Here is a 14,844-nt window from a genome sequence, read left to right as displayed (position 1 = left end):
CCCCCCAGCCGTACAGCAGGGCCCCGGCCGCGCCGCCGCCCGATCCGCCGCGTACGGCAGGCCCGCACGCCGCCCCGGGGCGGCTCCGGCGTGCGCACGGCGCGGTGTCCCAACCCCTCAGCGGGAGACTGGACTTGTCCGGCCCACAGGGTGCCCGGCTGCGCGCCGCCATCGTCGCGGTCCACCGGATCTGCCCGGACTTCAACCCCGTGCAACTGCTGCGCCGGCACGGCCGCACCGTGCTGCTGGCCGGGACCGCGGGGCGCAACTCGGTCATCGCCAAGTGCCTGCTGGACCACTCCGCCGCCTGGGTCGAGCGGTTCCACCACGAAATAGCGGCCTACCGCGCGTTCGCCCGGCACCGGCCGCCGGTCCGGATCCCCCGGCTGGTGGCCGCCGACCCGGACGCCTGCGTCCTGGTGGTCGAGCGGCTGCCGGGGCGGCCCGTGGCCGCGCAGCGCCACCCGTTCGAGTCGCCGCCGCGCGGCGATCTGCGGGCCGTGCTGAGCGCGCTGTGCCGGGTCAACCTCTGGCAGCCGCCGGTACCGCTGTTCAAACAGCCGGTCGACTATGCCGCGCGCATCTCCCGCTTCCACGAGCTGGGCCTGCTGACCGACCGCGACCTCGGGGACCTGCAGAAGCTGCTGCACGGCCTCGCACGGCCGCGCGAGCGCGGCGGCGCGCCCTGGCAGTTCTGCCACGGGGAGGCGCTGCTGACCAATGTGCTGCTCTCCCCCACCGGTCCGGCGCTGGTCGACTGGGAGTACGCGGGCTGGTATCTGCCGGGGTACGACCTGGCGACGCTGTGGTCCGTGCTGGGCGACGCGCCGCTGGCCCGGCGCCAGATCAGCCAGCTCGCCCAGACGGCGGGCCCGGCCGCGCGGGACGCCTTCCTGGTGAATCTGATGCTCGTGCTCACGCGTGAGATCCGCCGGTACGAGACCGCCGTCCAGCGCACCATGCGCGACCCGGCGCCGCCCGCTCCCGGCGCGGCCGGCAGCGCGGGGCGTCCGGGCGCGATGCCCACGGGCGAGGAGCAGCGGCTGCTGCTGCGCCGGCTGCACGACGACTGCGGCATGGCCCGCAGGGCCGTCCGCGCCGCGGTCGGCACCCGCTGACGGGGGGCGTCACCGGCCGTCCGGTGACGCCCGGAGTGCGGCCGGAGCGGACCCGGGGCGGGCCCGGCGGATCCCGCCGGCCAGCCCCTGCCCGAAGAGGCAGGCACAGCTGCCCGGCATGATTGACGGAGCGTCGGCCAGCCGATACCTCTGTGGTCTGCTCCGCGCCCGGACAGCCAGGGCGCTCAGTCCGAGGAGGCCGCATTGCCTGGTTCCTTCCGCGATCCCACCAGACCCTCCGCCGCACTCCCCCTCAGGCCCTCCGGCGGACCACCCGGTTCCCCGGCCCGCCGCGCGGTCCGCCGGGGCCTGGCCGGTGCTGCCGCCGCCGCACTGGCGCTCCCGCTGCTGACCGGCGGGCCCAGCGCCGCCGCGGGAGAGCCGGAGCAGCGCTCCCTCCAGCAGGAGTTCACCGAGGCGGCGCGCGACTTCCAGGTGCCCCGCAGCCTGCTGCTGGGCGTGTCGTACCTGCAGTCGCGCTGGGACACGCACCAGGGTGCCCCCAGCGTCTCCGGCGGCTACGGCCCCATGCACCTCACGGACGCGCGCACGGCGCTCGCCGACGCGCGTCCGCACGAGCACCACGCCGCCGAGGACGCGCGCGGCGACACGGCGCGCCCCTCCCCGACCGGGACGCGGGCAGCCGCCGAGGTGCCCCGGCGGCTGCCCGCGCGGCTGCGCACGCTGGAGCGGGCGGCCGAGCTGACCGGCCTCTCCCGCCAGGAGCTGCGCAGCTCGCCCGCCGCGAACATCCGGGGTGGCGCGGCGCTGCTCGCCGACGCGCAGCACAAGCTCGGCCGCCCGCTGAGCGCGGAGCCCGCCGACTGGTACGGCGCGGTGGCCGCGTACCCCGAGGGCACCGCCCAGCGCGCCCGTCCGAAGGCGAGCGCCTTCGCCGACGACGTCTTCGACACGCTGCGCCGGGGCGAGCGGCGCACCAACGACGCGGGTGAGCGCCTCACCCTCGCGGCGAGTCCTCAGCTGCGCCCGGCGGCCGGCACCCGGGCCGGAGCGGCGGCGCGCGGGCAGCAGCGCGGCCGGGCCGAGTGCCCGCGCAGCGTGGACTGCGAGTGGCTGCCCGCGCCGTACGAGCAGTTCGAGGACGACAACGGCGAGCCGGACTACGGAAACCACGACACGTCCCGCAGGCCCGCCTCGCAGAAGATCGACTACATCGTGGTGCACGACACCGAGGCGACCTACGAGACCACGCTGAAGCTGGTGCAGGACCCCACGTACGTCTCGTGGAACTACACCCTGCGCTCGTCCGACGGCCATATCGCACAGCATGTGCGCGCCAAGGACACCGCCTGGCACGCGGGCAACTGGTACGTCAACGCCAAGTCGGTGGGCCTGGAGCACGAGGGCTTCCTGACGGACCCGGACGCCTGGTACACGGAGGCGATGTACCGCTCCTCCGCACGGCTGGTGACGTACCTGTCCCGCAGGTACGACATCCCCCTGGACCGGCAGCACATCCTGGGCCACGACAACGTTCCGGGCCCGGTCGGCACGTCCATTCCCGGCATGCACACGGACCCGGGCCCGTACTGGGACTGGCAGCACTACTTCGCCCTCCTCGGGAAGCCCTTCACCCCCAAGGCGGGCCCGCACAGCAAGCTGGTGACCATCGCGCCTGAGTACGGCGAGCACAAGCCGGTGTTCACCGGGTGCGACAAGCCCGGTGAGCCCTGCCCGCCGCACGGCTCCTCCGCGGTGCGGCTGCACACCGCGCCGGACGCCGAGGCGCCGCTCGTCCGGGACGCCGGCCTGCGCCCGGACGGCGGACCGTCCACCACCGGCGTGAACGACACCGGCGCTCGGGCCACCACCGGCCAGACGTACGCGGTGGCGGACCGGAAGGGCGAGTGGACGGCCATCTGGTACCTCGGGCAGAAGGCGTGGTTCCACAACCCGCCGGACCAGCCCACCGCCGTGCCCGCACGGGGCGCAGTGGTCACCCCGAAGCGCGGCAAGGACGAGATCCCGGTCTACGGGCGGGCCTACCCGGAGAAGGCCGCCTACCCCGAGGGCGTACCGGAGCAGAGCCTCTCGCCGCTGCCGTACACGGTGCGCCAGGGCGAGCGGTACGCCGCCGGGCTGCGCACCAGGGGCGAGTACCTGTACGCCGTGGACTTCGACCCCGAGGCCGAGAACTTCACGGTCGTCCGTGGCAAGCTGACGTACTACCAGATCCAGCTCGGCCACCGGGTGGCGTTCGTCCGGGCCGACGACGTACGGCTCGTGCGGTGACGGCGGCTCAGCCGGCGGTGACCGTGTAGGTGTGCCCGGCGCGGGCGGCGAGCACCCGGGTGCCGCCGTCCTCGCCGCGCAGCGGCGCCGGGCCGCGGGCGGTGCGGTCCCGCGCGGTGGCGGGGCCGCCGAGTCCGCGCAGCCGGACATCGCCGTCCCGGCCCGCGCGCACGGTCACGGTCCGCGGTGTGCCGTCCTTCCAGACGAGGTCCACGGTCAGGTCGCCGCGAGCGCGCAGCCCGCGCACACTGCCCTCGGGCCAGGCGGCGGGCAGGGCGGGGAGCAGCTCGACGGCGCCGTGCTGGCTCTGCAGCAGCATCTCGGCGACCCCGGCGGTGCCGCCGAAGTTCCCGTCGATCTGGAACGGCGGGTGGCTGTCCCACAGGTTCGGCAGGGTGGACTCGCGCAGCAGCTGCCGCAGCATCGTGTGCGCGTGGTCGCCGTCCCGCAGCCGGGCCCAGAAGTTCACCTTCCACGCCTTGCTCCACCCGGTGCCGCCGTCGCCGCGCGCGGTGAGGGACACCTTGGCGGCCTCCGCCTCCCGGCTGCCGGGGGCGAGCTGCGCGGACGGGTGCAGGGCGTACAGGTGGGAGACGTGCCGGTGGCGGTCCTGCGGGTCGTCCAGGTCGGCCTTCCACTCCTGCAGCTGCCCCCAGGAGCCGACCCGCAGCCCCGGGTCCAGCTTCCGCAGCGTCCGCTCCAGGTCGCGCCGGAGCCCGGCGTCGGCCTCCAGGGTACGGGCGGCCTCCAGGGTGCTGGTGAGCAGGTCGTGCACGAGCTGCTGGGACATGGCGGCCCCGGCGGTGAAGTCGCCGTGCTCGGGCGAGTAGCTGGGGGTGACGACGAGCAGCCCGTCGCGCGGGTCGCGGCGCAGGGTGTCCAGCCAGAACTCGGCGGCCTCCCGCATCGCCGGGTAGGCGGTACGGCGCAGGAAGCCGGTGTCCCGCTCGAAGCGGTAGTGCTCGTAGAGGTGGCGGCACAGCCAGGCGGCGGCCTCGGGGAACCAGAAGGCGGTGGGCCAGTCGTGGACGCCGGTGTAGCCGTACGGGTTGGTCTCGTTGTGCACCACCCAGCCGCGCGCGGCGAACATCTTCTCGGCGGACACCCGTCCGGGAGCGCGGAGCGCGGTGATGAAGCGGTGCAGGGGCTCGGTGGTCTCGGCGAGGTTCGCGGTGTGCGCGGGCCAGTAGTTCATCTGAAGGTTGATGTTGGTGTGGTAGTCCGCCGACCACGGGGGCGCCGTGCTGTGGTTCCACACGCCCTGCAGGTTGGCGGGCAGGGAGCCGGGGCGGGAGGAGGCGATGAGGAGGTACCGCCCGTAGGCGAAGTAGAGGGCCTCCAGCGCGCGTTCGGCGGGTCCCGCACCGCCCGTGTAGCGCTCCAGGAGCTGGTCGGTGGGCACGCCGTCGGGCGCGGCCTGGCCGATGTCCAGGTGTACGCGGTCGAACAGCGCGCGGTGGTCGGCGACATGGGCGGCGCGCAGCGCGCGGTAGCCCTGCCGCACCGCCTCGCGGACGGCGCCGGTGACCCGCCGGTGCGGGTCCGTTCCCCGGTAGCGGGGGTAGGAGTCGGCGTAGTCCGTTCCGGCGGCGAGCACGAACCAGGCGCTGTCGGCGCCGGTGACGGTCACGGTGCCGTCCCCGTCCGTGCGGCTGCCGCCCTCGGTGAGCACCTGGAGCTGCGCCTCGTACCCGAGTCCGTTGTCCGGCAGGCTGCCGCGCAGGGTGACCAGACCCGCGCGGACCCGCACCGCGGCGCCCTCGTGAGGCGAGGTGACGCGGAGCGTGAAGGAGACCCGTCCGGGCCCGTCGGCCGTGAAGCGGCCGGCGAGCACGCCCGCGGGGTGCGAGGCGAAGTACTCGCGCCGGTGGGTGGTGCGGCCGTCGGTGTAGCGGACGCCCGCGAGCGCGTCGCGCAGGTCCAGGTGCCTGCGGTACGCCGCGGGCGTGCCGGGGGCGCCGGGGACGTCGAGGCGGATGTCGCCGAAGGTCTGGTAGGCGCCGTAGCCCGCCTTGGGCCGGCCCAGGGCCTCCGCGACCCGCTCCGGGTCGGCCCTGCCCCGCTCGTCGAGCTCCTCCTGGACCCCCGTCAGGGCGCCGGGGCGGGGCTCGCTCCAGTTGCCGTGGTCATATCCGCCGGAGCCTGGGCCGCCGGTCCAGAGGGTCTTCTCGTTGAACTGGAGGCGCTCGGAGGGGACGGTACCGAAGACCATGGCGCCCAGCGCGCCGTTGCCGACGGGGAGCGCCTCGGTCTCCCAGTCGGCGGCGGGCTTCTCGTACCAGAGCGTCAATTCATCGGATGGGTCCCCGCCTCCGGTGTGACCTGCGACGGCGTACGCGGAAGGGGCGCCGACCGCCGCGAGGGCCGCACCCCCTCGCAGCACCGATTTGACAGCGGTTCTCCTGGACACGCCTTGCCTCATACGGAGCCTCCTGCGAGCAGCACGGATCGGCCTGGTCGGGCAGCCGACAGGCTAGAGATCCGATGAAAGCCCGGCAAGGGGCCCGGCACGGGCTACTGCTGGAACATTTCCGCGGGAAGCGGCTTCAGCAGCGCGTACAGGTCGTTGGTGATGGGGCGGTCCCAGCTGGCGATGGTCACCAGCACGCCGTCGCTGCGGTCGAACTGCACACACGCGATACGGTCTTCGGAGAGCTTGACCCGGCGCACGATCAGCAGGTTGTCCTCGTGCATCACCGGGTCGTCCTCGGTGCCGACGACCTCGACCTGCTCGTCGTTCTCCAGCGCCGCGAGCAGCTGCGCCACCTCGAACGGCACCTGGCCCTCGGGCACCTCGCGCGCGGGCGAGCCCTCGGGGAGGTTGCCGATGATCATCGCGGGGCCGCGCCCCCCGAACAGGTCGTACCGCAGGAAAACCCCCTGGCAGGTGCCGTCCGGCGCGGGCAGGAGTCCGGCGCCGAGGTTCCCCGGCCAGTCGGTCGGGTCCATGGCCAGAACATCGAAGTCCGGACCAGCGGGCACGGCGGCACTGCGGCGGCGGAGGAAGGACATGCCGCCATAGTACGTGTCCGGGGTTCGTGGTCTCCCGCGCCCTGGGCACGGACCGGCCCTGCTCCCCCGAGTCCGGCAGCCTCCGCCGAACCACGGTCTAGCCGCCGCGCAGGCGGGTGGGGAGGCCCGCCGGGTCGGTGCCCAGTTTGCGGTAGACGCCCGACAGGAGGAGCCGGACCGCTCCCTCGGTGAGGCCCAGTTCCTCGGCGATACCGCGCACCGGCATGCCGCGCACAGCCGCCTCACCCGCCGCGCGCTCCTGCGCGGTGAGCGCGTCGGTCCCGTCGTGCCGCAGCTGGAGCGGCGGCAGCCCGGCCGCCGCCAGCTCGTCCCGGGCCCGCGCGGCCAGGGCGGGTGCCCCGCACAGCACGGCGCCCTCCAGCCCCCGGTAGAGGCCGTCGGCCGCGTCCTGCGGGAGTCCGGCCCGGCGCAGCTGGGCGCCGAGGCTGACCAGGGCGCAGGCGAGTTCGTACGCGGCGGGTGAGCGCTCCAGATGACGTACGGCCTCGCGCAGCCGCTCCAGCCGGGTGGCACCGGTGCTGACCAGCGCGGACATATGGAGAGCCCGCCCGATCGCGGAGGGCGCGCCGAACCGGCGGGCCCGCTCGACGGCCTCCCAGGCGGTGCGGGCCGCGCGCTCCGGCTCCGTGGTGGACAGCGCCTCGGCGAGCCGCAGCTGCCAGGGGCACCACGCGGGGTTGCGCATACCGCGCGGCTCCAGCCGCTCGCCGACGGCCGTGAGCTGCGCCTCGGCCTCCTCGCGGAGGCCGCTGGCGAGCAGCAGTTCGGCGTAGACGGTCTGCGAGTCCGGGTAGATGACGGCGCCGGGTGTGACCTGGCCGTAGCTGTAGTCCCCGGCGATCCGCTGCGCCTCGTCGACCCGGCCCCGGGCGATCAGGATCTCGATGAGGATGCCGAGTGCGAACCACTGCGCCGGCACCCGGCTGCCGACCCGGTCGGCGATCCGGAGCCCGGCGCGCACCAGGTTCTCGGCCTCGGTCAGATCGCCGCGCCGGTAGCGGATGTAGCCGAGCAGGGTGAAGCCGAAGGACAGATGGCCGCCCCGCCAGCCCTTGCGCTCGCACTCGTCGATCCCGGCCTTGAACAGCTCCTCGGCGCGGCCGGGCTGGTCGCAGTACATATAGGTGAGCGCGACCAGCACCGGGACCTCGAAGCCCCACTCCTCGTCGGTCCAGCTCAGGCCGGAGCCGAGGGCCTCCCCGGCGAAGTGCAGGGCGGTGTCGGTGGGCTCGCCGCGGACCATGGCGTCCCAGGCGCGCAGCCCGAGGATGTAGCGCTCGGCCATGCCGCGCCCGGTCAGATGGGAGGCGAGGCGGGCGAGCCGGCGCGAGCGGGCCGGGCTGTCCTCCTCGTCGGCGCGAAAGGCGTTCCGCATCAGCAGCTCGGCCTGCATGCGCAGCCGGGTGCGGGCGCCGGTGGCCTTGCGGTACTCGCTCTCGATCATGCGGACCGCCTCGCCCATCCGGTCGGCGTGGCCCAGCGCCTGCGCCAGCCGGTAGACGACCTGGACCCGCAGCTCGGAGGTGAGCGCCGGCTCCTCCAGGGCGGCCCGGAGGTGGTTGACGGTGGCGGCGGGCGCGTTCAGCAGCGCGGAGCAGCCCAGTTCGTACAGGACCCGCGGACGGTCCTCCAGGCTCGGCGGCTCGCGCAGCGCACGGCCGAGACAGCGGTGCGCCGCCTCCGGGGCTCCCGCCCGCTGGTACTCGCGGGCGGCCTCGCGCAGCTCCTCGACGACGGCGGGGTCGCCGTCGGGGTAGACCTCCAGCAGATGGCGGGCCGCCACGGTGGGGCCCATGCCCGCCGCCCGTACGGAGGACGCCGCCTGGCCGTGCAGGGCGGTGCGCAGCCCGTCCGGAATGGCGCGGTAGACGGCGGTGGCGAGCAGCGGGTGGCTGAACTCCAGTGGACCGCTGTCGCCGCCCGGCGGGGGCTCCTCGTCCGCGCCGCGGCCGAGGGGCGGCTCGCGGCCCGGGGGCGCCGCGCGGAGGATGCGGGCCTCGCGCAGCCGGGCCACGGCCTGCGTCGCCGTCTCGATGCCGAGTCCTGCGGTGTCGGAGGCCAGCGGCAGGGTCGCCTCGGCGCCCAGTACGGCGACGGCCCAGCCGAGGTGGACGCAGCTGGTGCCGAGCCGGTGCAGACCCTCGATGAAGCCCTCGCCCTTGACGGCGGAGGCGAGTTCGCGAAGCTGCGGCAGATTGTCGGGCTGCGGTTTCAGACCGCTGTCGTAGGACCGGGCGACCAGCTCGGTGACCTCGAAGGGGCTGCCGCCGGTGACGGTCCAGCACTCGTGGCAGAACGCCGTGTCCGCCTCCGCGCCCAGGCCCTCGCGGACCATGCGGGCGACGGCGCGCTCGCTGAGCGGGGCGAGCTCGTAGGGCCGGGTGCCGTCCCGCTCGACGACGCGGCGGAACCCGGCGGCGTCCTGGGGCATGTCCTCCGGCCGGTAGCCGGTGAGGATCAGCATCGGCAGCTCCACCGCGCGGGGAGCGAATCCGGCCAGCCAGGCCAGCGAGGGCGCGTCGGCCCAGTGCGCGTCGTCGACGATGGCGACGACCGGGGCGTACTGCACGGCGAACCGGGTCACGAGCCAGTCGAGCCCGTCCCGTACGCCCTGCGGGTCGGGGCTGCCGGCGCTGCCGGGCGCCACGAGCCCGACGGCCGGCGCCACGATGTCGTACCAGCTGCCCAGGATCCGCCGGTGCTCCTCCTCGTCGGCAGCGGCGAGCACCGGCTGGACGAGCTGCCGCACCACATGGAAGGCGGACTCCTGTTCCTGCTCGCCGCCGCAGGCGCGCAGCACGGTGCAGCCGCGGGCGAGCGCGCGCCGGCGCGCCTCGGCGAGCAGGGTGGTCTTCCCCGCGCCCGCCGTGCCGGCGAAGACGATGACGCCGCCGCTCCGTATCCCCGCGGCGTCACCGGGCTTCCCGCACAGCTCTTCCAGCCGGGCCTCGATGGCGGTGAGTTCGGCTTCCCGCTCCAGCAGGGTCGGGCCCGGAGGTACCGGGCGGCCCGCGTTCAGCGTCACGTCCTTGTCCTTACTCCCTCGGGCAGGTGTGGCCGAGCGTACGCCGCTTGGCACGCGCTGTTGCGGCGCGCGCGGATATCGACGGGACTTCCTCCGCACTTTCCCCGCGGGGCGCGCACATTCGCCGCCGCACGCCGCCGCTGTACACCGGTGCACCGCACACCGGAAAGGTGCGTATGGCGGGGCCGTTCGGCGTGGGTTTCACTGCGGAATATGACTGACACTCAGCATGTACTCCTGCGTGAGCAGCGCGCCGCGCTGCTGGATATTCCCTTTCCCGATCCGGTCAACAGCACCGTGGAGCAGGCCCGCTGGCACACCCTGGAGTGGCTGACCGGGTCCGGTCTGCTGGCCGGGGCCCGCTCCGTCAAGGAATACGACGCCCTGCGGCTGGAAAGGCTGATGGCCTATTTCTACCCTGAGGCGGGTGCGCACGATCTGGCTGTCGCGGCGGATCTCAACGCCTGGTTCTTCGTCTTCGATGACCAGTTCGACAACAGCGAGCTGGGCCGCGCGCCCGCGCGGATCGGACCGCTCGTCGAGACCCTGATGCGCGCCCTGTCGGACGGCCCCCCGCCGCCCGCGGAGCGCTCCGCGGGCGCGCTGTCCTCGGCGCTCCGCGATGTGTGGGTACGCGCTTCCGCGGGCATGCCGGAGCACTGGAGGCGGCGCTTCCGCGGGCACTGGCACGCGTATCTGAGCGCCTACGAGGCGGAGGCCGCGCACCGTACGGCCGCCGTATCGCCGACGCTTCCCAGGTTCCTGGCCGTCCGCCGGCACTCCATCGGGGTGCAGCCGTGCCTGGACCTGGCGGAGCGGTGCTGCGGCTTCACGCTCCCGGACGCGGTGCACCGCGCGCTGCCGCTGGCGGTCCTGCGGGAACTGACGGCCGACGTGGTGCTGTTCGTGAACGACGTGCTGTCGCTGGAGAAGGAGCTGGCGGCCGGGGACGTCAACAACAGCGTGCTGGTGCTGCGCGCGCGGACGGGCTGCGACCTGCCGGAGGCGGTGCGCCGGACGACGCGGCTCGCCAACGCGCGGGTGGCCCGCTTCCAGGAACTGGCGGCGGCGCTCCCGGGGTTCCTGGAGCGGGAGGGCCTGCCCGAGCCGGTGCGGCGGAACACCGCGCGCTACACGGAGGCGATGCGCCATCTGATGCGCGGGAACCTCTCCTGGTCGCTGGAGACGCCCCGCTACGCGCACGCGGCCACGGACACCGGAGCCGTGCCCTGGGCGGGCCTGCTGTGAGGGGGGTGCCGCCGCGGGCACCGGTCAGGTCAGGTCGAACTCCCCCTCGCGGGCGCCGCGCACGAAGGCCCGCCACTCCCGGGGGTTGAAGATGATCGCGGGGCCGTCGGGCCGACGGCCGTGCCGCATCGCGATGAAGCCCTCGACGAAGGCGATCTCCACGTCGCCCGAGCCGCGGCTGCTCGACTGCCACTTCGCCTGGCTCAGATCCAGGTCCGGCTGCCCGGTGGTGGTGCTGTCCGCCACGCCCGTACTCCTCCCACTGCGTCGGTCCGGCGCCACCCTAACCACGCGGAGGGCGCAGGCACAGGCCACGGGCGCGGGACGCGGAACCGAACTGCCGCACGCTCCCCGCACAGTGGACTGCCCCGGCGGCCCGTGCCGGGCGGTTGTCAGGCGCCGGGCGGTTCGGCGCCGACCAGCCACATGGCGAAGAACTGCGAGCCGCCGCCGTAGGCGTGGCCCAGGGCGCGGCGCGCCTGCGGAACCTGGTGGTCCCCGGCGTGGCCGCGCACCTGGAGCGCGGCCTCGGCGAAGCGGAGCATGCCGGAGGCGCCGATGGGGTTGGTGGACAGCACCCCGCCGGAGGGGTTGACGGGCAGGTCGCCGTCGAGCGCGGTCGCCCCGGACTCGGTGAGCTTCCAGCCCTCGCCCTCGGCGGCGAAGCCCAGGTTCTCCAGCCACATCGGCTCGTACCAGGAGAAGGGGACGTAGATCTCCACGGCGTCGATCTCGCGGCGCGGGTCGGTGATGCCCGCCTGCCGGTAGACGTCGGCCGCGCAGTCCCGTCCGGCGCGCGGCGAGACGGCGTCCTTGCCCGCGAACAGGGTGGGCTCGCTGCGCATCGCGCCGCCGTGCACCCAGGCGGGCGGCGCGGGCGCGCGCCGGGCACCCGTCCGGCCGGTGAGCACCATCGCGCAGGCGCCGTCCGAGGAGGGGCAGGTCTCGGAGTAGCGGATGGGGTCCCACAGCATGGGGGACGACCGCACCTGCTCCAGGGTGAGGTCCGCCTCGTGCAGATGCGCGTACGGGTTCCGCAGGGCGTTGCGGCGGTCCTTGTACGCGACGAGGGTTCCGACGGTGTCCGGGGCCCCGGTGCGCCGCATGTACGCCCGGACGTGCGGCGCGAAGAAGCCGCCCGCGCCCGCCAGCAGCGGCTGCTGGAACGGCACCGGCAGCGACAGGCCCCACATGGCGTTGGACTCGGACTGCTTCTCGAACGCCAGCGTGAGCACGGTGCCGTGCACCCGGGCCGCGACGAGGTCGGCGGCGACCAGCGCGGTGGAGCCGCCCACCGATCCGGCCGTGTGCACCCGCAGCAGCGGCTTGCCGACCGCGCCGAGCGCGTCGGCCAGATAGAGCTCCGGCATCATCACGCCCTCGAAGAAGTCGGGGGCCTTGCCGAGGACGACGGCGTCGATGTCCGCCCAGTCCAGCGCCGCGTCGTCCAGGGCCCGCCGCGCCGCCTCCCGCACCAGTCCGGCGAGCGAGACATCGCGGCGCGCGGCGGCGTGCCGGGTCTGGCCGACGCCGACGACGGCCACGGGCTCCTTCGCGCGCTGGGTGCCGTGCGTCATGACGGGTCTCCCTCCAGGACGGCGACGAGGTTCTGCTGGAGGCACGGGCCGGAGGTGGCGTGGGCCAGCGCCCGCCGGGCGCCGCCGTGCCGTACGCGCTCCGCCGCCTCGCCGATCCGGATCAGCCCTGTGGCCATCACGGGGTCGGCGGCGAGCGCCCCGCCGGACGGGTTGACGCACACCCCCTCCCCCAGCCGCAGCGCGCGGCGCAGCAGTACCTCCTGCGAGCTGAACGGCGCGTGCAGCTCCGCCACCTCCAGCGGCGCGGCCGCCGGGTCGTACGCCCCGGCGCGCTCTGCCGCGAGCCGGGCCGACGGCGCGTCCGTGAGGTCCCGTACGCCCAGTGCGTGCGGCTCGGTCCGGTGGTCGATGCCGCGGATCCAGGCGGGCCGCTCGCACAGCATCCGCGCGGTGTCCCCGGCGGCGAGCAGCACGGCGGCGGCGCCGTCGGTCACGGGCGGGCAGTCGCCGCGCCGCAGCGGGAGCACGGCGGGCTCCGCCGCTTCCGGCCCGCCGACGCGGGCGCGCCGGGCGGTCGCGGCCAGTTCGCGCTCGTCGGTGACGCCGGCGTCCAGCAGGGCGCGCGCCTGCAGGGCCGCCAGCGAGACGGAGTCGGGCCACAGCGGCGCCAGGTAGTACGGATCGAGCTGGCGGGTCAGCACCTCGGGGAGGTCCCCGGCCGACGGCTTGCCCCAGGCGTAGACGAGGGCGGTGTCCGCCGCGCCGGTCAGCAGCTTGACCCATGCCTCGTACAGCGCCCAGGCGCCGTCCGTCTCGACGTGCGACTCGGCGATCGGCGGCCAGGCGCCGACGCCGTCCAGCGCCATGGTGAAGGAGAAGGCGCGACCCGCCAGGTAGTCGCAGGAGCCGGAGCAGACGAAGCCGACGCGGTCGGTGGTGAGCCCCGTCGCGCCGAGCACCTCCCGCAGCACCGGCAGCACCATCTCGACCTCGGACAGGTCGCCGGTGACCGTCCCGGGCGCGGTGCGGGCGTAGGCCACGACGGCGATGTCCCGTGCCGCGCTCACAGCAGGTCCTTGTAGGTGTCGTAGTCCGCGTCCGGCTCGCCGGTCGGGCGGTAGTGGTCGGGGTAGCGGCTGCCCTCCGTCCAGACGGGTTCGACCCGCAGGCCCATCCGCACCTCGTCGTACGGGATGCCGCCGATCCGCCCGTGCAGGGCCAGTCCGGCGCCGTCCAGGGCGATGTGCGCGTAGACGTACGGGACCTCGATGTCGAGGTTCTTCGCCTTGATGTTGACGACGCAGAAGGTGGTGACCGTGCCGGCGGGGCCCACCTCCGCCTGTTCGGCCGTCGCCACCCCGCAGGTGGGGCAGGCGCCGCGCGGCGGGACGTAGACCTTGCGGCACCCGGGGCAGCGCTCGCCGAGGATCCGCCGCTCGGCGAGGGCGTGCAGAAAGCGGGTCTGGGCGCGGCCCGGGGTGTGCGTGTACTCCAGGCGGGCCGGGAGGGTGACGGCGGTGACGGGGTCCGCGAACGCGGCCGCGTGCGGCCGGGGCCAGGGCGCGTCGGCCCGGTCGGCGCCCGGCTCCCCGGCCCGCTCCCCGGCCGACCCGGCGTCCGACTCGGTGTCCGGCTCGAAGCAGGCGATGTCGGTGACGGCGCCGGTGCGCCGGCCTGCCCAGCGGATGCGGACCCGCGCGCCGGTGCGGACCGCTTCGGGCCCGGGGGCCGCCAGGGCGTGCAGCAGCCCGCTGTCGGCGCCGTCGAGGCGGACCAGCACCCAGGCGAACGGGGCGGCCAGCGGCTGGCCGCGGCGCGGTGCCGGGTTCCAGGCCCAGCTGGTGACGGTGCCGGCGGGAGCGATCTCCACCAGCTCGCGCAGCTCCGCCGCGGTGCCGGGGTCGTACTCGGGCGGCGGTACCAGGACCCGGCCCCCGGCCGTCCGCGCGCCCAGCACAGTGCGCTCGCGGAGCCCGGTGAGGAAGGCGGACTGGACGGGGCCGAGGGAGCGGGTGAAGGGGAACTCGACGGTGAGGGGGGCGCTGAGCGGGGCCGGTTGGGCGGACGCGGTCATGGTTGCGGTCTCCTCTGGTTCCTCTGGGGTCATGCGCGGCGGAAGACCGGGGGGCGGCCCTCGGCGAACGCGCGGGCCCCCTCCCGCGCGTCGGCCGTGGAGAACAGCGGCCAGCCGCGCTCCAGTTCGGACGCGAGGGCCTCCTCCTCGGGCAGGTCCGCCGTCTCGTACACGGACGCCTTGATCGCCTCCACGGCCAGCGGGCCGCAGTCGTTGACCCGGGCCGCGATCTCCAGGGCCCGCTCCCGCGCGGTGCCGTCCGGGACCACATGGCCGACGAGGCCGATCCTGGCGGCCTCCTCGGCGGGGTACGGGCGCCCGGTGAGCAGCATCTCCAGGGCGTGTGTGCGCGGGATCTGGCGCTGCAGCCGGGCCGTCGAGCCGCCGATGGGGAACAGTCCCCTGCGGACCTCGTACAGCCCGAACACCGCGCTCTCGCCCGCCACCCGGATGTCCGTGCCCTGCAGGATCTCCGTACCCCCGGCGACGCAGGGCCCCTCGACGGCGGCGATGACGGGCTTGCGCGGGCGGTGGTGCCGAAGCATCGCCTTCCAG

General features: G+C 75.0%; 11 protein-coding genes. 3 read left to right on the top strand and 8 right to left on the bottom strand.

Going from position 1 to position 14,844, the window contains the following annotated elements; genetic code table 11:
• Positions 1-1,118: aminoglycoside phosphotransferase family protein (locus tag G5C65_RS16480; RefSeq protein ID WP_165299598.1), on the top strand; the 1,118-nt coding region annotated here is incomplete at its 5' end.
• Positions 1,119-1,322: 204 nt separating this feature from the next.
• Positions 1,323-3,371, top strand: coding sequence for an N-acetylmuramoyl-L-alanine amidase (locus G5C65_RS16475; protein ID WP_420903324.1), 2,049 nt, complete (start codon positions 1,323-1,325; stop codon positions 3,369-3,371).
• A 7-nt stretch (positions 3,372-3,378) separates the two neighbouring features.
• Here the strand turns inward: G5C65_RS16475 and G5C65_RS16470 are convergent, their stop codons facing one another.
• The 3 genes from G5C65_RS16470 to G5C65_RS16460 form a co-directional block, all read right to left on the bottom strand.
• Positions 3,379-5,793 carry a glycoside hydrolase family 95 protein gene (locus tag G5C65_RS16470; protein ID WP_165299597.1) on the bottom strand — a complete coding sequence of 805 codons (2,415 nt, stop codon included), beginning with the start codon at positions 5,791-5,793 and terminating at the stop codon, positions 3,379-3,381.
• Positions 5,794-5,885: 92 nt separating this feature from the next.
• Complete coding sequence (locus G5C65_RS16465) at positions 5,886-6,383, bottom strand: hypothetical protein (RefSeq protein ID WP_165299596.1); 498 nt, start codon at positions 6,381-6,383, stop codon at positions 5,886-5,888.
• Between the two features lie 97 nt (positions 6,384-6,480).
• Entirely contained in the window at positions 6,481-9,429 is a 2,949-nt protein-coding gene (locus G5C65_RS16460; RefSeq protein ID WP_338146442.1) for an ATP-binding protein, read from the bottom strand.
• 213 nt (positions 9,430-9,642) lie between these two features.
• Here G5C65_RS16460 and G5C65_RS16455 point away from each other — a divergent pair, with 213 nt between their 5' ends.
• Positions 9,643-10,677, top strand: a complete 1,035-nt coding sequence (locus G5C65_RS16455) for an isoafricanol synthase (protein ID WP_165299595.1) — start codon at positions 9,643-9,645, stop codon at positions 10,675-10,677.
• 24 nt (positions 10,678-10,701) lie between these two features.
• On the opposite strand, the gene G5C65_RS16450 is transcribed toward G5C65_RS16455, so the two are convergent.
• The 5 genes from G5C65_RS16450 to G5C65_RS16430 all read right to left on the bottom strand — a co-directional run.
• The gene (locus G5C65_RS16450; protein WP_165299594.1) at positions 10,702-10,923 is read right to left on the bottom strand and encodes a DUF397 domain-containing protein; all 222 of its coding nucleotides are present in this window, start codon (positions 10,921-10,923) and stop codon (positions 10,702-10,704) included.
• Between the two features lie 146 nt (positions 10,924-11,069).
• Positions 11,070-12,254 (bottom strand): thiolase domain-containing protein, encoded by a 1,185-nt coding sequence (locus tag G5C65_RS16445; protein ID WP_165299593.1) that lies wholly within the window; start codon positions 12,252-12,254, stop codon positions 11,070-11,072.
• Positions 12,251-13,282 (bottom strand): lipid-transfer protein, encoded by a 1,032-nt coding sequence (locus tag G5C65_RS16440; protein ID WP_165299592.1) that lies wholly within the window; start codon positions 13,280-13,282, stop codon positions 12,251-12,253. The genes G5C65_RS16445 and G5C65_RS16440 overlap by 4 nt, the downstream gene beginning before the upstream one ends.
• Positions 13,279-14,289: a Zn-ribbon domain-containing OB-fold protein gene (locus G5C65_RS16435; protein WP_165299591.1), complete on the bottom strand. Its 1,011-nt coding sequence runs from the start codon at positions 14,287-14,289 to the stop codon at positions 13,279-13,281. Before G5C65_RS16435 ends, G5C65_RS16440 begins: the two co-directional genes overlap by 4 nt.
• 29 nt (positions 14,290-14,318) lie before the next feature.
• Positions 14,319-14,844, bottom strand: a 526-nt coding sequence (locus G5C65_RS16430; protein ID WP_206441876.1) for an enoyl-CoA hydratase-related protein, incomplete at its 5' end; no start/stop codon positions are given.

The sequence above is a fragment of the Streptomyces boncukensis genome, assembly GCF_011045075.1.
GTDB classification, from domain to species: domain Bacteria; phylum Actinomycetota; class Actinomycetes; order Streptomycetales; family Streptomycetaceae; genus Streptomyces; species Streptomyces boncukensis.
Note: the sequence above shows the minus strand (reverse complement) of the source record. Positions and strands in the feature narration are given on the sequence as shown.